The 16,957-nt window shown below is 70.0% G+C and carries 17 protein-coding genes; 4 read left to right on the forward strand and 13 right to left on the reverse strand.

Going from position 1 to position 16,957, the window contains the following annotated elements:
* Positions 1-20 precede the first annotated feature (20 nt).
* The gene (locus AB0B91_RS38095) at positions 21-398 is read left to right on the forward strand and encodes a DUF5319 domain-containing protein (RefSeq protein WP_214633227.1); all 378 of its coding nucleotides are present in this window, start codon (positions 21-23) and stop codon (positions 396-398) included.
* A 109-nt stretch (positions 399-507) separates the two neighbouring features.
* Here AB0B91_RS38095 and AB0B91_RS38100 read toward each other — a convergent pair whose 3' ends face one another.
* The 3 genes from AB0B91_RS38100 to groES all read right to left on the reverse strand — a co-directional run bounded on the left by AB0B91_RS38100 (position 508) and on the right by groES (position 3,734).
* On the reverse strand, positions 508-1,143 hold the full coding sequence (locus tag AB0B91_RS38100) for a sigma-70 family RNA polymerase sigma factor (protein WP_246651813.1): 636 nt from the start codon (positions 1,141-1,143) through the stop codon (positions 508-510).
* Between the two features lie 572 nt (positions 1,144-1,715).
* Complete coding sequence (groL, locus tag AB0B91_RS38105; RefSeq protein ID WP_358330509.1) at positions 1,716-3,335, reverse strand: chaperonin GroEL; 1,620 nt, start codon at positions 3,333-3,335, stop codon at positions 1,716-1,718.
* 84 nt (positions 3,336-3,419) lie between these two features.
* Positions 3,420-3,734: a co-chaperone GroES gene (gene groES / locus AB0B91_RS38110; RefSeq protein WP_214633886.1), complete on the reverse strand. Its 315-nt coding sequence runs from the start codon at positions 3,732-3,734 to the stop codon at positions 3,420-3,422.
* 423 nt (positions 3,735-4,157) lie between these two features.
* On the opposite strand from groES, the gene AB0B91_RS38115 reads away from it, so the two are divergent.
* From AB0B91_RS38115 to AB0B91_RS38125, 3 genes are all read left to right on the forward strand, one after another.
* Complete coding sequence (locus AB0B91_RS38115; protein WP_358330511.1) at positions 4,158-5,573, forward strand: class I SAM-dependent methyltransferase; 1,416 nt, start codon at positions 4,158-4,160, stop codon at positions 5,571-5,573.
* 178 nt (positions 5,574-5,751) lie between these two features.
* Positions 5,752-7,644, forward strand: a complete 1,893-nt coding sequence (locus tag AB0B91_RS38120; RefSeq protein ID WP_358330515.1) for a hypothetical protein — start codon at positions 5,752-5,754, stop codon at positions 7,642-7,644.
* 494 nt (positions 7,645-8,138) lie between these two features.
* The gene (locus AB0B91_RS38125; protein WP_358330518.1) at positions 8,139-9,047 is read left to right on the forward strand and encodes an NAD(P)-dependent oxidoreductase; all 909 of its coding nucleotides are present in this window, start codon (positions 8,139-8,141) and stop codon (positions 9,045-9,047) included.
* Here AB0B91_RS38125 and AB0B91_RS38130 read toward each other — a convergent pair.
* The 10 genes from AB0B91_RS38130 to alr all read right to left on the reverse strand — a co-directional run bounded on the left by AB0B91_RS38130 (position 9,029) and on the right by alr (position 16,892).
* The gene (locus tag AB0B91_RS38130; RefSeq protein WP_358330521.1) at positions 9,029-9,664 is read right to left on the reverse strand and encodes a hypothetical protein; all 636 of its coding nucleotides are present in this window, start codon (positions 9,662-9,664) and stop codon (positions 9,029-9,031) included. The genes AB0B91_RS38125 and AB0B91_RS38130 overlap by 19 nt on opposite strands.
* A gap of 131 nt (positions 9,665-9,795) precedes the next feature.
* The gene (tsaD, locus tag AB0B91_RS38135; protein ID WP_358330524.1) at positions 9,796-10,827 is read right to left on the reverse strand and encodes a tRNA (adenosine(37)-N6)-threonylcarbamoyltransferase complex transferase subunit TsaD; all 1,032 of its coding nucleotides are present in this window, start codon (positions 10,825-10,827) and stop codon (positions 9,796-9,798) included.
* Positions 10,820-11,287 (reverse strand): ribosomal protein S18-alanine N-acetyltransferase, encoded by a 468-nt coding sequence (rimI, locus tag AB0B91_RS38140; RefSeq protein WP_358330527.1) that lies wholly within the window; start codon positions 11,285-11,287, stop codon positions 10,820-10,822. The genes tsaD and rimI overlap by 8 nt, the downstream gene beginning before the upstream one ends.
* Complete coding sequence (gene tsaB, locus AB0B91_RS38145; protein WP_358330530.1) at positions 11,284-11,928, reverse strand: tRNA (adenosine(37)-N6)-threonylcarbamoyltransferase complex dimerization subunit type 1 TsaB; 645 nt, start codon at positions 11,926-11,928, stop codon at positions 11,284-11,286. The genes rimI and tsaB overlap by 4 nt, the downstream gene beginning before the upstream one ends.
* Positions 11,929-11,955: 27 nt before the next feature.
* Complete coding sequence (locus tag AB0B91_RS38150) at positions 11,956-12,885, reverse strand: phosphotransferase (RefSeq protein ID WP_358330532.1); 930 nt, start codon at positions 12,883-12,885, stop codon at positions 11,956-11,958.
* Complete coding sequence (locus AB0B91_RS38155) at positions 12,882-13,418, reverse strand: class F sortase (RefSeq protein ID WP_358330535.1); 537 nt, start codon at positions 13,416-13,418, stop codon at positions 12,882-12,884. The genes AB0B91_RS38150 and AB0B91_RS38155 overlap by 4 nt, the downstream gene beginning before the upstream one ends.
* 3 nt (positions 13,419-13,421) lie before the next feature.
* Positions 13,422-14,114, reverse strand: a complete 693-nt coding sequence (locus AB0B91_RS38160; RefSeq protein WP_358330538.1) for a hypothetical protein — start codon at positions 14,112-14,114, stop codon at positions 13,422-13,424.
* 137 nt (positions 14,115-14,251) lie between these two features.
* On the reverse strand, positions 14,252-14,716 hold the full coding sequence (tsaE, locus tag AB0B91_RS38165) for a tRNA (adenosine(37)-N6)-threonylcarbamoyltransferase complex ATPase subunit type 1 TsaE (protein ID WP_358330541.1): 465 nt from the start codon (positions 14,714-14,716) through the stop codon (positions 14,252-14,254).
* Positions 14,716-15,765, reverse strand: a complete 1,050-nt coding sequence (locus AB0B91_RS38170) for an alpha/beta hydrolase (protein ID WP_358330544.1) — start codon at positions 15,763-15,765, stop codon at positions 14,716-14,718. Before AB0B91_RS38170 ends, tsaE begins: the two co-directional genes overlap by 1 nt.
* Positions 15,762-16,892 (reverse strand): alanine racemase, encoded by a 1,131-nt coding sequence (gene alr, locus AB0B91_RS38175; RefSeq protein WP_358330657.1) that lies wholly within the window; start codon positions 16,890-16,892, stop codon positions 15,762-15,764. The genes AB0B91_RS38170 and alr overlap by 4 nt, the downstream gene beginning before the upstream one ends.
* Between the last annotated feature and the right edge of the window lie 65 nt (positions 16,893-16,957).

A 16,957-nucleotide genomic window follows, 5' to 3' on the forward strand; every position in this document is an offset into this window, starting at 1 on the left:
ATCGGTCATATGGTGGGAAGGTGCTGGAAGACGTCCCCCGCGACCCGTTCGCGGACGACCCGAACGACCCCTCCTCAGCGATGGGCGAGCTCGACGACGCCGAACCGCTGACCGCGAGCGAGCGCGACGAGGCCATCACCGACCTCGCCGACGTCGAGGTCTTTCGCTCCTTGTTAGAGCAGCAGGGAGTGCTGGGACTCGTGCTCGACTGCCCGGAATGCGGCGAGCAGCACTTCTTCGACTGGGAGCTGCTGCGCGGCAATCTGCGCCAGATGATCGACAAAGGCCAGCCCCAGATGCACGAGCCGGCCTTTCTTCCCGACCCGGCCGACTACGTGACCTGGGAGTACGCCAGAGGCTATGTCGACGGTGTCATCGACACCGAGGAGCGCCGCTGATCCACGTCGTCCAGCAGCACGGCGAGCAGCCGTGCGGCCGGATCGCGCGAATCAGGCAGCTCGCCGCGGGCTAGCACGTCGAGAAGCGCGTCAGTCTGCTCCTCCGGCGTCAAGCCGACTCCAGTTCGGCCATCTGCCGCAACCTCGCCAGCGCTCGATGCTGGGCGACGCGGACCGCACCTGGTGACATACCGAGTACATTACCGGTCTCCTCCGCCGACAACCCCGACACCACCCGCAACAACAGCAACTCGCGTTGGTTGTCGGGCAGCTTGGCGAGCAGCCTGCGGGCGTACTCCACCTCGATGTAACGGACTACCGTCTCCTCGGGCCCCGGTCCATCGTCCGGCCCGTCCGGTAGATCCTGAGTCGGTACGGCCGAGCGGACCGAACTCCGCAACGCATCGGCCACCTTGTGCGAGGCGATACCGAAGACGAAGGAGGCGAAAGGCCGCCCCATGTCTCGGTATCGCGGCAGCGCGGACAGGACCGCGATGCACACCTCCTGGGCTACGTCATCGGCAATGTGATATTGCCCTGAAACCCTGCCCAGCCTGGCGCGACAATAGCGCACCACCATCGGACGCAACTCGCCCAGCAGGGATTCGATCGCACTGCGATCTCCCTGCACGGCGAGGCTCGTCAGTTCCCTTAGGTCGGAGTCATCCGTCCGTGCCGGAAGTCTCGACGCGAGCCTTACCCCAATTTTGGCGTCGGCGACGCTTCCCTCGCTCACGATAGGCATGATGCCCGCACTGATCGGGCCTGTCGTCATCGCGAACGGCTACGGATTGGTCACATTGACGAGACGATAACGGGCAGTAATCAAACGACGACACTAAGCCTTTATTGCGGAAGAATATTTCATCCCATAACCCGAAATGTGCAGAAATTGCCAGGCGGCTAGACGTTTACGGCACACATCAGGTTTACCCGAATAAAGGACTTTTCCCACTTCATCATCGTTCGGCCACCTCTCCAGCGGCCTGCCGGGATTGAGCGTATGTCATATGCCATACCTGGTGGTGGGAGTTGGGCCAACGTCTCTCGGCCGTGAGAGCGGCCGAGGGTAGGCGATACGCGGCGCCTCAGCGTCCAAGGAAGTGCCAGGGCGGCAACCCGGGCAAGAAGGGATGGCCGGGGCCCACCATGCGCGCGTCACGGCGCTCAGCCGCCTCCACCGGAGGAGCGTGCCCCTGGACAGACCCCGGCCCTGGACGGCGGGTGGGGCCGGCCCATGCCTGCCGTAAAGCCGCAAAAACCAAAACACGGCCCGCACCCAGAGAACAGGCGCGAACCGTGTAAGGGAGAAACTGGTCAGTGACCGTGGCCGTGACCGTGGCCCCCACCGGCAGGAGCGGACTCCTCTTCCGGCTTGTCGACGACGAGCGCCTCGGTGGTGAGGAGCATGCCGGCGATGGACGCGGCGTTCTGCACGGCCGAGCGGGTGACCTTGACCGGGTCGATGACGCCCTCGCTGAGCAGGTCGACGTACTCGCCCGTGGCGGCGTTGAGGCCGTGGCCCGCGGACAGCTCCGAGACCTTGTGGGTGACCACGTAGCCCTCGAGACCGGCGTTCTCGGCGATCCAGCGCGTCGGCTCGACCAGCGAGCGGCGGACGATGGCGACACCGGTCGCCTCGTCGCCCGTCAGGCCGAGGTCGTCGAGGTCCTTGGAGACGTGGATCAGCGCGGAGCCACCGCCGGAGACGATGCCCTCCTCGATCGCGGCCCGCGTAGCGGAGATCGCGTCCTCGAGACGGTGCTTCTTCTCCTTGAGCTCCACCTCGGTGGCAGCGCCGACGCGCAGCACGCACACGCCGCCGGCCAGCTTGGCCAGGCGCTCCTGCAGCTTCTCGCGGTCCCAGTCGGAGTCGGACTGCTCGATGGCGAGCTTGATCTCCTTGACCCGGTCCTCGATCGCCTTCGCGTCACCGGCGCCGTCGACGATGGTCGTGGCGTCCTTGGTGACGACGATGCGGCGAGCGGTGCCGAGCACCTCAAGGCCGACGTTCTCGAGCTTGAGACCGACTTCCTCGCTCACGACCTGGCCACCGGTGAGGATGGCGATGTCCTGCAGCATCGCCTTGCGGCGGTCGCCGAAGCCCGGAGCCTTGACGGCCACGGAGGTGAACGTGCCACGGATCTTGTTGGTGACCAGAACGGCCAGGGCCTCGCCCTCGACGTCCTCGGCGACCACGAGCAGCGGCTTCTTGGTCTGGGCGATCTGCTCGAGCAGCGGCAGGAAGTCCGCGATCGAGGAGATCTTGCCCTGGGTGAGCAGAATGTAGGCGTCCTCGAGGACGGACTCCATGCGCTCGGGGTCGGTCACCATGTACGCCGACAGGTAGCCCTTGTCGAACTGGAGGCCCTCGGTGAACTCGAGCTCCATGCCCATGGCGTTGGACTCTTCGACGGTGAGAACACCGTCCTTGCCGACCTTGTCGAACGCCTCGGCGATCAGGTCGCCGATCTTGGCGTCCTGAGCGGAGATGGTCGCGACGTTCGCGATCTCCTTCTTGTCCTCGACCGGGCGCGCGCTGGCGAGCAGCTTGTCGCTGACCGCCTTGGCGGCCTTGTCGATGCCGCGCTTGAGCGACAGCGGCGAAGCGCCGGCCGCCACGTTGCGCAGACCCTCGCGGACCATCGCCTGGGCCAGGACGGTCGCGGTGGTGGTGCCGTCACCGGCGACGTCGTTGGTCTTGGTGGCGACTTCCTTGGCGAGCTGGGCGCCGAGGTTCTCGTAGCGCTCCTCCAGCTCGATCTCACGAGCGATGGTCACGCCGTCGTTCGTGATCGTCGGAGCACCGAACTTCTTGTCGATGACGACGTTGCGGCCACGCGGGCCGAGGGTAACCTTCACGGCGTCCGCGAGGGCGTTGACGCCGCGCTCAAGCGCGCGGCGGGCGTCCTCGTCGAACGCTAGGATCTTGGCCATGCTGAAAGTCCTCTCCTAGCGTCGAAAGCCCCGGCCGCACGCGCTCAGACGAGAAGCGCGCGCCCGGGGCCCGACGCATCCGACTTACTTCTCGATGATCGCGAGAACGTCGCGGGCGGAGAGCACGAGGTACTCCTCGCCGCCGTACTTGACCTCGGTGCCGCCGTACTTGCTGTAGAGGACGATGTCGCCCTCAGCGACGTCAAGCGGAATGCGCTTGTCGCCGTCCTCATCCCAGTTGCCCGGGCCCACCGCGAGGACCTTGCCCTCTTGCGGCTTCTCCTTGGCGGTGTCAGGGATGACCAGGCCGGAAGCGGTCGTCTGCTCGGCCTCAAGCGGCTGAACCACAATGCGGTCGCCGAGCGGCTTAACGGGAACCTTGGTGGCGGTCGTCACGATCGGACCTCCCCTTCAGATTTGAATGATCTAGAAGAGGCGACCAGCGGGGCCTGCCGTCGCGGGTGTCAGACCTGCCTCGTCGCACGTTGGCACTCTCAAGGGGAGAGTGCCAACAGGAAACATATGCAAGAGGGGCTTGACAGTCAACACGAACGCGTCTGCTCAGAGCGATCAGGCCCAAGAGCTTGCCCAAGGTTGGGAGTAAATGGGGTGACACGTGCTCGTGGGGTACGGCGGATGCGTGAGTACGCACGAGTACCCGCTTTACGCGCACAGCGGACACATCAGTCCACCAGCCGTATCTGGCCAGGCAGCCGCGTCAGACCACCGCAACGCGTGCGGCCACCCGTCCCTTCACCACCGCCTTCGCGCCTACGGGGTCGCGGCCTGGAGCGTGGCGGGGAGGCGCTAGCGTGGTGTGACGTGGATCTCGACGCCTTCACCGAGTTGCTCACCCCGCGCGGGCAGCGCGCTCTGGCCGAGGCCGTCGAGCTGGTGGGGGCCGATCCGGTGACCGCCGCGACGAGACTGCGCAGGACGTACGACGCCGCGCTCACCTCGGCCGCGCTCACCCAGGCGGGGCTACGCGACCGCGCCAGAGCCAAGTTCGGCGCCGACGCGGCCAGCATGTACTTCACTCCGCACGGCCTGGAGCAGGCCACCCGCGCCGAGGTCGGCGCCCACCGCGCCCGCCGCCTGGCCACACTCACCGACGGAACGCGGGCCACATCCGGCGAAGCGCAGGGCGCGGCCAGGGAAACGCCGGTCGCGGCCGGTGGCAGGCCTGGCTGGGCCGGAGAAACGCGGGTCGTGACCAGGGGAACGCGGGTGGTGGACGTCTGCTGCGGGATCGGCGGCGACTTCATCGCGCTGGCCCGCGCCGGGTGCCTCGTGGACGCCGTGGACCTCGATCCGCTGACCGTCGCGGTCGCCCGGGCCAACGCCGAAGCGCTCGGGCTCGGGGAGCGGGTCACCGTCCGGGTGGGCGACGCCGCGACGGTCTCGCCGGAGGAGTATGACTGGCTGTTCGCCGACCCTGCCCGCCGTACGAGCCGGGGCAGGACGTTCGACCCCATGGCCTACTCGCCGCCGTGGCCGGTCGTGCTCGACCTGGTCGCCAGGGCCCCGCGGGCCTGTCTGAAGGTGGCTCCGGGGATCCCGTACGAGTTCATCCCGGCCGGCGCCGAAGCCGAGTGGGTGTCGTACAAGGGCGAGGTAAAAGAAGCGGCCCTCTGGACAGGCTCCATCGACGCCACGACCAGGGCCGGCACCCCAGACACAACCGGCGCCCCCAGAACAGACGAAGCGCCCACAATCAGCGCCACAGGTCCGATCGGCGCTGTTGAGCGGCTGGGAGATGTGGTGCCACCGGCGACGGTGCCCGGTGGTGCGGTGCGGCGGGCGACGTTGCTGCCCGGTGGGGAAACGCTCGTCGCCCGCGGGGTCGAGGCGCAGATCGGTCCCGTCGGGCGCTATGTGTACGAGCCCGACGGGGCCGCGATCCGTGCACACCTCATCGGGGAGGTCGCCGAGATGGTCAATGGCCGCCTCCCCGACCCGATGATCGCCTACATCACGAGCGACGAGGCGTTCGACACCCCGTGGGCCGCGCGTTACTCGGTGGAGGAAGTGCTGCCGTTCTCGCTGAAGCGCCTCCGCGCCACCCTTCGCGAGCGGCAAATCGGAAATGTCGTTATCAAGAAGCGAGCCTCGGCAGTCGACATCGAGCGGCTCAGAAATGACCTTCGGCTTTCTGGCGATAAATCAGCGGTAATCGTCCTTACCCGCGTGATGAATAAGCCTTCCGTCCTGATTTGCCATGCCGCCCCACCTGCATAAATGACAAATCCGGGCGTTCCCGGGCCAATACCTATCTTTCACTTCGCCCCTGACTTACCTTGATCGAGAGGCTAAGGTGGGCACGCTGGCGGTTAGCCGCGCTCTCTTTCTTCCATCTGCAAACCGGACCTATCCCACCGCTGCGCGGCAGACCGTCGGCGAGCGAAGGAGCCTTTCGGTGGATCACTCCAACCACACCACCCTTCTACAGGCAGGCGGCGATTCCGCCATCTCCGAAAGGATGCGGGACCTGCTGGCGCGTGCTTCCCAGGATCACGTCTACGAGCAGCGCACCCAGGGCGCCGTCCTCGACGAGATCCGCCAGCGCCTCGAAGGTATGGAGTGGCTGCTGCGCGAGGTCCGCGAACGGGAGCTCGGCGGGCTGAGCGGCACGCTCGAGACGGTGAGCGGGCGGCTTGACGACATCGCGGCCAAACCGCCGATGTGGGCCGAGGGTCTCGCCCAGCATGTGGAGGCGGTACGCGACCACGTTGACGCCGTCGGCGAGCAGGTGGGCACCGTTGACGCGCATGTGGAGTCGGTTCATCAGCGGGTGGCGCCGGTGTCGGAGCTGCCGGGGCTCTGGGCCGAGGTCGGCAGCGTCGGCGACAACGTGGACGAGGTGCTCAAGAAGCTGCAGTCGGTCCTCGACTGCACCGACGGCATCACCAAGCAGATGGGTGATCTGGGCATGAGGCTGGGCCGGCTCACCACGGGCATGGAGGCCGCCGCCAACCGCTTCACCCGCATCGACAAGTCGCTCGCCGAGCTGACCGCCCGTACCGACCGTGTCGAAAGCGCGGTGCTGGAGCTGCCCGACGGCTTGGAGGGCAAGCTCGCCGCCACGGCCGAGCAGCTCGACGACAAGCTCACCGCCACCGCCGCACAACTCACCACCGCCACCGAGCAGCTCGACAGCAAGCTCACCGCCGCAACCGACCAGCTCGACGGCAAGCTCACCGCCACCGCCAACCAACTGGGCGGCAAGCTCACCGCGGCGACGGACCGTCTCGGCGCCCAGGTGGACGGCACCGAACAACGCCTCGTCGGCCGCCTCGACGACGCTGAGCAGCAACTGGCCGACCTGGACCAGCGACTCGCCGGCCGCCTCGACAAGACCGAGCAGACCCTGACCACGCGTATCGACAGGGCCGAGCAGACCCTGATCGCGCGTCTCGACAGGACCGAGCAGGGTCTCACCGCCCGTGTGGGCGAGTCCGAGCAGCGCCTGACCGGTCGCCTCGACGTCGTCGACGGCAAGCTGCTCGACGCCCAAAGCGGGCTCGGCGGCGTCGACCAGCACCTCAACTCCGTCAACAGTCACCTGTCCCGCCACGACGACCGGTTCGACGCGCTCGACGGCCGCGTCGACGGCCACTTCATCCGGCTCGACGAACGCCTGGCCGTCGCCGACCGGCACCTCACCGAGTCCGCCACCCGCAACGAGGGCCGCTTCAACCAGCTCGACAACGGCCTGGAGTCACTCGACGAACGCCTGGGCGAGGTGGAGGAGCGCCTGACCACCCGCTTCGACGGCCTGGACAACCAGCTCACCGGCGTCAACGCCACCGTGACGGGCCTGAGCGAGCGGCTCACCGAGGTCGACCTCTCCGTAACCGGCCTGAACACCCGGCTGGCCGGCGTCGACACCTCGATCAACGGTCTCGGCACCTCGGTCAACGGCCTCGGCACCCAGCTCAACAGCGTGGAGACCAACCTGACTGGCCTCGCCGTACGCGCCGAACAGGCCAACGAGCACCTCGAAGCCGTCGACGACCGCATCGAGGCCGTCAACCAGCGCATCGGTCAGCTACCCGCGACACTCAGCATCGGCGAGCGAGTGCGCGAGCTCCTCGACTCCCAGACCACCGACCAGGGCGAGCGCCTGACCGCCGCCGCGTCCGCGCTCACGGAGCTGGTCGCGGCGCGCCCCGACCGCTCCGAGCTCACCCAGACGGTCACCGACATCGTCGAGCCCGCCACCGGCGACCTCACCAAGCGCCTGGGCGCTCTGGAGGAGACCATGCTCGCCCTCGCCGAAGCCCTCCTCCGCCCCACCAGAAAAGACTGACCTCCCTGTACGGCACAGCCAAGGTCACCCGCACGCGCCGACCTGGGCGCGCGACCTTCCTGGCCGGTCGTGAACGCTCACGGGGTCCCCGCCGTGACGACGCGCATCCTGGGCCGTCGCCGGGGCAGGCCGACACCCCGTCGCGCCGGACGTCCACCCCCGCGTACCGGGGAACGATTCCGGTGAGCACCCGCGCCACCCACTTCAGCGGTGACAACGTCTCCAGCACGACCAGCAGGCCCGTGGTGACGTTCTCGGCGGCCGTCACCGGGTAGTCGGGCGTCACCCGCGGCTCGGGCAGCCACGTCCTCTGGCGGCACGCAGGCCACGTGAACACCGCCTCAGCATCGGCCACGATCCCTTCCAGCTCCCCCGGGGCGGTTTCGGCCCACCGTAGCGGGCACGTAGGTCATCTCACGGCTCGCCATGTCACATCGGGAGCCCCGCCACGCAGCTGTTGCGTGAGAACCCCACCACACAACAAGGAAGCAGGAATGAAGGTACTTCTGGCAGGAGCCACCGGCACCGTCGGCACCGAGCTGATCCCCCAGCTGATCTCCGCCGGCCACTCCGTGCTCGGCCTCACCCGTACCGAGCGCGGTGCCGCCAAGCTGGCGGAGGCGGGCGCGACCGGCCTGGTCGCGGACATGATGGACCGCGACGCCCTGCTCGCCGCGGTGAAGGGTCATCAGGCCGACGCGGTGATGCACCAGGCGACGGCGATCACCGGCGTGCCGCTGTTCCACCGCGCGCTGTATCCGACCGGCGCGCTGCGCGAGCGGGGCACGGCCAACCTGATCGCGGCCGCCGAGAAGGTCGGCGCGCGCCGCTTCGTCACGCAGTCGTTCTTCCTCGGGTACGGCTACCGCGACCACGGCCCGGAGCCGGTGACCGAGGACCGGCCGTTCGCCGAGCCCGCCAGGGGCCCCTTCGGCGTGCACATGAGGACGTTGCGCGCCAATGAGGAGCAGGTGCTCAACACACCGGGCATCGAGGGCATCGCCCTGCGCTACGGCCTGTTCTACGGCCCCGAGGTGACCACGCGGAAGATGATGGCCATGGCGAGGCGGCGGATGCTGCCGGAGGTACACCCGGCCAGCGTCATCTCGCTCGTGCACATCCACGACGCCGCCTCGGCCGCCGTCGCCGCGCTCGACCGGGGCCGGCCCGGCCGGGCGTACAACGTCGCGGATGACGAGCCGGTGAGCTTCGACGAGTACGTCCGAGCGCTGGCTCGGGCGGCGAAAGCCCCCGCACCGCCGCGGGTGCCCGGCTGGTTGCTGACGCCGACGCCGTACATGCGGGCCTTCATGACGGGCGTTCGCATCCGGGTGTCCAGCGAACGCGCGAAACGGGAGCTCGGCTGGGCGCCCGCCTACCCCTCCTACCGCGACGGCCTGTGAGCTGCCACAGGCGCGGCGGGCCTGGCGCGGCGGCGCCGCCAGTACGCGACGGTGAGCGCTCCCAGCAGCGGGCCCCACAGCAGCAGCGGCGCGTAGGCGGCGACGGCCAGCAGGCCCTGCCAGTCGTGGAACTCCAGGGGGAAGTCCGCGGGCAGCGGCCGGCCGTAGATGTCGTGTCCGGCTGAGGTGGCGACCGCCGCCAGCGTCCACAGCCAGGTGAGGGCGACCGCGCCGAGCCCGGCGGGGACACCGGCGACCAGCACCGGAACCCGCTTCCCGCGCAGACCCGGGATCCAGCGCGGGAACACCTCTCCCCACGCGGAGATCAGCCCGATGGCGGTGAACGCCACCAGCTCGGAGAAGATCGACAGCAGCACCACGTACAGCTCCATCGGGAGCCATGACGGGATGTCCCCGGCGCCCTGCTCGCCGTGACCGATCGGCAGGTGCAAGGTGACCGCCGCGATCCGCCAGACGCTGGCCGGCAGCACGGTGAACGGGATGGCGTAGGCGGCGATCCGCGCCCAGCGGGGCACTCCGGGCACGGGGGCGTGGGCGGCCGTCCAGGCGGCGCGTAGCCGCCCGGTGGTCGGCGGTACTTCGGTGAGGGTGGTCATCGGCGGTCCTTCGGGCCTGCGGGCATGGCTTGCCCGATCTACCTCGAAGATCGCAGCCGCGTCAGGGCCGGCTCATCGCCCGCCGGAGGGAACCGCCTCCCCCGCAGGGGGGAACGGCCCCAACGCGCCCGTCATACGTGCACGGTCGTGATCGGCATCGACGAGTCAGCCGGGATGTCCAGCGCCGACGGGGTGACGCCCGCCGCGACCAGGTCGGACCCCAGCGCCGCGACCATGGCGCCGTTGTCGGTGCACAGCCCGGGCCGCGGCACCCGCAACCGTACGCCCGCCGCGTCACACCGCTCCTGGGCCAGGGCACGCAGCCGGGAGTTGGCCGCGACACCCCCGCCGATCAGCAGGTCGCGCACCTCGTACTTCCGGCAGGCCTGCAGCGCCTTGCGGGTCAGTACGTCGACCACGGCCTCCTGGAAAGAGGCCGCCACGTCGGGCACGTGGATGGACTCGCCGGCCGTCTCACGGGCCTCCACCCAGCGCGCCACCGCGGTCTTCAGCCCGGAGAAGGAGAAGTCGAGCGTGCCGTCGTCGATCTTGCCGCGCGGGAAGGCGATGGCCGTGCCCGAGCCGGAGGTGGCCGCCTTGTCGATGTACGGGCCGCCGGGGAACGGCAGGCCGAGCACCCGCGCCACCTTGTCGAACGCCTCCCCGGCCGCGTCGTCCACGGTGGAGCCGAGCGAGATCACGTCTTCGGCGACGTCGGGCACGAGCAGCAGCGACGAGTGGCCGCCCGACACCAGCATGGCGATGCACGGCTTGGGCAGCGGGCCGTGTTCGAGCTGGTCGACGGCGACGTGGGCGGCCAGATGGTTGACGCCGTAGAGGGGCACGCCGAGGCCGAGCGAGTAGGACTTGGCCGCGGCGACGCCGACGAGCAGCGCCCCGGCCAGCCCCGGGCCTGCGGTGACGGCGATCGCGTCGATATCGGAGAACTTCAGCCCGGCCTGCGCCAGCGCGGCCTCCACCGTCGGCGTCATCGCCTCCAGGTGGGCTCGCGAGGCGACCTCGGGCACCACGCCGCCGAACCTGGCGTGCTCCTCCATGCTGGAGGCGATCGTGTTGGCCAGCAGCGTGTGGCCCCTGACGATGCCGATGCCGGTCTCGTCGCAGGACGTCTCGATGCCCAGGACCAGGGGTGCGTCAGCCATCCAGCTTCCTTCTCATCATGATCGCGTCGGTGCCGTCGTCGTAGTAGCGGCGGCGCCGGCCGATCACCTCGAACTCGAAGTGCTCGTAGACCCCCCGCGCCTGCGGGTTGTCGGCGCGCACCTCCAGGAAGATCTCCCGCGCCGCGCGCCGGCCGGCCTCGGCCAGCAGCTCCGCCAGCAGCGCGCCGCCGATCCCGGTGCCCTGATGCGGGTAGTCGACCGCGATGGTCTGAACGTCGGCCTGGTCGGCCGCGGCGGCCAGACCGGCGTAGCCGACGATCTCCTCACCGACGACGGCCACCACGTAGTGCCTGGTCCGCGGCTGGTCGGCCAGCTCGCCACGGAGCATGCCCTCGCTCCACGCGTCCATCGGAAACGTGTTGCGCTCGATCTCCATGACCGCCGGCAGGTCGGCCTCGGTCATCTGCCGGAGCCGCACGTCCATCTGCCGGAGCTTCATGCCGTCACCCGCTTGGGCGCGCCGGGCACCACCGCGTCGGGGCGCCGCAGGTAGATCGGGCGCGGCGGCCCGAGCGCCACCCCCGCCGCGATGCCCTCGGCCGCCAGGGCGGCCAGGAACCCGGCATAGGGGTACGGCGGAGCGTCGGATCGCCCCAGGAGGTCGGGGTAGAGCCCGGCTCCGGCACCGGCCACGGGCAGGCCGTCCACCGGCACATCGGCGGGCCGGTCGACGAACGGCCCGTCGAGCCTGGTGCGCGCGTCCGCGTAGCGGGCCCAGAACACCTCCTTGCGCCGCGCGTCGGTGGCGACCAGGAACGGTTCGGTGAACCCGCTGCCGTAGGCGACGGCGTCGAGGGTGCAGATGCCGTACGCGGGGACGCCCAGCGTGGTGGCGAGCCCCTGCGCGGTCATCAGCCCGACGCGCAGCCCCGTGTAGGGGCCGGGGCCGCTGCCCGCGACGACGGCGGTGACGTCGGACAGGACGGCGCCCGCCTCGCGCAGCACGGTTTCGACGGTGGGGACGAGCAGCTCGCCGTGTCGCCGGGCGTCGATCGTCGTCGACTCGGCGAGCACTCGCTGCCCGTCATGGAGGGCGGCCGTGACGGCGGGCGTCGCGGTATCAAAGGCCAGGACCAGCACGACTGTTTAGCCTACCTGCCTGGCGGGTCACGCCCAGCCGGTGCGCAGTTTCAGCCAGTCGAGCGCCACGACGCCCTGCGCCCGCTGGAACGCCCTGACCGTGGGCAGGCCGGGCGGCGACGGCCGGCGGCCCTGCCGTACCAGGTAACCCGTGAAGGCGGCGATCACCGCGGTGGCGGCGGGATCGGGGTCGGGGAACAGCTCCTGCGGCGGCGGGCCGCCCTGCATGGCGACCGAGGGCAGCATGCCCAGGGAGTCGAACCAGCTCGCGCCGACGCAGGCCCACGGCCAGTCGACCACGTAGACGCGGTCCTCGGTGAGCAGCAGGTTGTCGGCCCGCAGGTCGGCGTGGAGGAGCGTGTCGCCGGCGGCGGCGTCGGCCCAGCCGGACTCCAGCTCGGCCAGCGCGCCGAGGTGGCGAAGCGCCCAGGGGTCGAGGCCGGTGGTGTCCTCGTCGAGCAGCGAGCGCCAGCCGCGGAAGGCCTCCCCGAACGCCTCCGCGACCGGCGGCACCTCGATCGGCGGGGGCGTGAGCGCGGCGGACATGCGCCGTACGGCCTCCATCACCCGGTCGAGCTCGTCGCGGCGCCAGGGCAGCTCGGGGTGGCGGCCCTCGATGTCCTCGAAGACCAGCACCACCCAGCCCTCGATCTCGACGTCGTACTGGAGCCGCGGCGCGGGCACGGACTCGGGCAGGGCGGCGGCGATCCTGGCTTCGGCCTGGTAGAGGCGGACGCTGTCGGGGTTCGGCTCCGGGCCGACGGCTTTGACGAAGGCGCGCCGGCCGTTGGCGGCGCGGAGCCGGGCCGCCGCCGCGGGCGAGAACCCGCCCTGCTGCGTCACGGCCTCGGTCACGGGAGCGCCGAGGAACTCCTCGACGGCCGCGCGGGCGGCCGGGTGCACCTCCGGCCAGGGAACCCGCGCGCCCGAGGCGGGCGGGTTGCGCTCATCGCTCACGCTCGGGAAGCGTAGACGATGATGTTGTCGAGGTATTCGCCCTTGGCGTAGTCGAACTTGCCGCCACAGGTCACCAGCTTGAGGCCGTCTCCGCCGTAGACGCGCTCGGCCGGGAACTGCTCCTTCGCCACCTGCTCGATCGAGTCGACCTTGTACTTGACGACCTTGCCGTCGCTTCGCTCGACCTTGACGATCTCGCCCTTGCGTACCTGCCTGAGCTTGTAGAACACCGCCGGGGCCGTCTTGGTGTCGACGTGGCCGATGATGACCGAGGCGCCCTTGTCGCCGGGCACCGCGCTGCCGGTGTACCAGCCGGCCATCTTGGGCTTCTCGTACGGCGGCAGCTCGACCTCGCCGTCCTTGCTCAGGCCGAGCTTCATCAGCGGCGCCTCGACCTCGATCGACGGGATGTCGATGCTCTGGGGCACGACGGAGCCGGTCGTCTTGGTGGTGTTCTGGTAGGACTTGCCGAACGCGACCAGCAACAGCCCGGTGACGGCTCCCGCGAGGACCACGCGTCCAGGGCGGGCCATCGGCTAACCCCGGACGCGGCGCTTGATCAGCAGCCCGGCCGCCGCCAGCACGGCCACGCCGGCCAGCACGCCGCCGACCGGCATCCCCGAGTCGTCGTCGATGTCCTTGCCGAAGGTGCCGCCGCCGCCCGCTCGGGGTGCCTTGGTGGGCTTGGTGTCGTCGTCCGAGGTGTCCGCGGTCGCTCTGACGACCTGCAGAGTGGCCTTGCCGGTGTCGTTGGTGCCGTCGCACTTGACCTCGACCAGGTAGGAGCCGCGCTTGACGGTGCTCGACACCTGCGCCTCGCCGCGTACCCACGGGTTGGCGGCCGTGACGCGGCCGGTCGGCGTGGGCGTGGCCGTGGCGGCGGTCGGCGCGGTGGTCAGCGGCACGCCGCTGAGGAACGCCTTGGACGCGGCGGTGCCCGTGTGCGCGGGGCCGCCGGTGGGGACCGGGCAGTTCGCTAAGATCCACACCTTGGAGTTCTCACCCGCGGTGACCTTCGCGGGGCTCAACTGCACGAGGATGGGCTTCCTGCTGGCGGTCGGAGTGGCGCCGAGCGTGGGGGTGGTGCTGGCCGAGGCTGATGGTGTGGCGGTCGGTGTGGTTTGGGCGGAGGCTGAGCAGCCGACCGCGCCGATCATGACGATGGCTCCCGCGTACGCGACTCGCCTGACCCTGAGCACCGCCGCACCCCACTCCGCGCCGTCCTTCACCAAGCATCCACCAAAAAAGTGGACGCCGCCCCTCCTGATACCCAGATTTTCTGGGCGAACCCTTACCAATGATCATGTTTTCTATCGATGGTGAGGTAGATCAAGGGTGACAGCTTTGCCGGAAGACAGGGCGGATTTTACTTTTCCGCAGGTTCGGACGGCGTGTCGGCCCACCGGGCGCCGACGCCGCGCAGCGTCACGATGCGGGCGTCGTCGCCACTCTCACGGTCGATGTGGATCTCCAGCCGGTCGTCGGACAGCCCCTCGACGAGTCCCTCGCCCCACTCCACGACCGTCACCGACTCGTCGAGCGAGGCGTCGAGGTCGAGGTCGTCGACCTCCAGGTCACCGCCCAGCCGGTAGGCGTCGGCATGGACGAGTGGCGGGCCCTGCCGGAGCGACGGGTGCACCCTGGCGATCACGAACGTGGGCGAGGTGATCGGGCCGCGTACCTTGAGCCCTTCGGCGATGCCCTGCACGAGCGTGGTCTTGCCCGCGCCGAGGGGGCCGGACAGGACGACCAGGTCGCCGGGGCCCAGCAGGCCGGCCAGGCGGGCGCCGTAGGCGCGCATGTCCTCGGCGGTCGGGAGCCTCTCCGCCACTACAGCTCCACTCGCTTGATCAGGTCGCGCAGCGCGTCGTTGACCACGCCCGGGCGCTCCAGCTGGATCAGGTGCGACGTGTCCGGCACCTCGGTGAGCTGGGCCTCGGGCAGCGCGGCGGCGATCGCCTTGCTGTGCTCGGGCGGCGTCAACCAGTCCTTGTCGCCGACCAGGATCGCGGTCGGCACCGGGTCGAGGACGTGGAGGGCGGCCAGCTTGTCGTGGTTCATCAGTGCCGGGTAGAAGTCGGCGAACACCTCGGTCGGCGTCGCCCTGATCATCGTCTCGGCGAAGTCGACCAGGGTGGGGCTGACGTTCTTGGAGTCGCCGAAGCCCATGAGACGGGTCATCAGGAACGCGATGTCGCTGCCCGCGTGGCGGGTCTTGTCGACGAACGAGCCCCGCTTGCCCAGCATCGAGATCGTCGGCGGAGCGATCTTGTGCACGACCTTGGACAGCAGCGCGGGCAGGCCCAGCGTGAGCTCGGCCAGCTTGCCCGCCGAGGTGGCGATGAGCGACACCGCGCGGATCTTGTCACCGAACAGCTCGGGGTGGCGGTCGGCCAGCGCCATGATCGTCATGCCGCCCATGGAGTGGCCGACCAGCACGCACGGGCCGGGTACGAAACGGTCGATCACCTCGGCCAGGTCGTCGCCCAGCCGGTCGATCGTGCTGTCCTCGGCGCTCGCGCGCTGGGAGCGGCCGTGGGAGCGCTGGTCCCACAGCACCATGCGGTAGTTGTCGCGCAGGTCACGGCGCTGGTAGTGCCACGACTCCAGGCTCAGGCAGTAGCCGTGGCAGAACACGATGGTCAGCGGCGCGTCCTCGGGCCCGTCGAGCTCGACGTGCAGGGCCGTGCTGTCGGAGGTGATGAGCGTGCGGTCCCGGCCGCGCAGCTCGCCGAACCGCTCGCTGGCCTCGGCGTCGGGGCGCAGCCTCATGCGGCCCACCGCGTAGCGTTTGGCCAGTGCCGCGGCGGCCACACCGGCCGAAGCGGCACCGACGATCGCGCCGGCGATCCCGACCTTCCGCCGTGTTGTCGTCGTCATGTCCCTGATCCCCTATACACCCGCGGCACCCGCGAACCGATCCTGGTCACGATCTCATGCGTAATCGTGCCGAGGTTATCCGCCCACTCCTGAGCGGTCGGCTCACCCCTCCCACCTGGCCCGAACAGGATGACCTCGTCCCCCGCGGCCAGCGGGTCGTCGCCCATGTCGATCATGAACTGGTCCATGCACACCCGGCCGGCTATCGCCCTGCGGCGGCCGCCTGCCAGCACCTCCGCCCGCCCCGTCGCGTGCCTGAGGATCCCGTCGGCGTACCCGAGCGGTACCAGGCCAAGCGTGGTCTCGGAACTCGTGACATAAAGGTGTCCGTAGGACACTCCTGAGCTCTCCGGCACCCGCTTGGCCAGCGCGATCCGCGCCACCAGCGTCATCGCCTGCCGCAGCCCGAAGTCGCCCAGCTCGGGGACCGGGCTGAGCCCGTACATCGCGATGCCGGGCCGGACCATGTCGTAGTGGGTGCGCGGCAGCGTCAGGATCGCGGCGGAGTTGGCCAGGTGCCTGATGACGTGGGACCCGGCCGCGCCGGCCTGCTCGGCCTGCTTGAGCGCCGCCTCGAAGGCCTCGATCTGCCGGTCGATCGAGCCGTGCCCCGGCATGTCCGCGCAGGCGAAGTGCGACCACAGGCCGACGATCTCGATGACGCCCTCGGCCTGGAGGGCGAGCGCCCTGGCCAGCAGCCCCGGCCAGGCCGCGAGCGGTGAACCGCCCCTGCTCATGCCGGTGTCGGCCTCAAGGTGCGTCCGGGCGGTCCGCCCGGTGCGCCGCGCCGCAGCGGCGATCTCGTCGAGCAGCCCCTCGTCGGCCGCCGACAGCTCGATCTCGGCTTCGAGCGCCTCGTCGAGCGGCTCTCCCGGCGTGATGATCCAGGACAGCAGCGGCGCGGTGATGCCACCGGCCCGCAGCGCGAGCGCCTCACGGATGTAGGCGGTGCCGAGCCTGCTCGCGCCGCCCTGCAGCACGGCCTCGGAGGTCGGGACGAGCCCGTGCCCGTAGGCGTCGGCCTTGACGGCCCCCAGCACTTCGGCGCCGCCCGCGCGCTCCTTGAGCAGTGCCACGTTGTGCCTGATCGCGGCCAGATCGACCCGCGCCTCCGCGGGCGTCGCCATCGGGGATGTCATCCCTCCAGTCTGGCAGCTCACTCGCGTGGTCGAGCGCGATTCGCCCTCTTGGG

Source organism: Nonomuraea sp. NPDC049141 (assembly GCF_040648415.1).
Taxonomy (GTDB): domain Bacteria; phylum Actinomycetota; class Actinomycetes; order Streptosporangiales; family Streptosporangiaceae; genus Nonomuraea.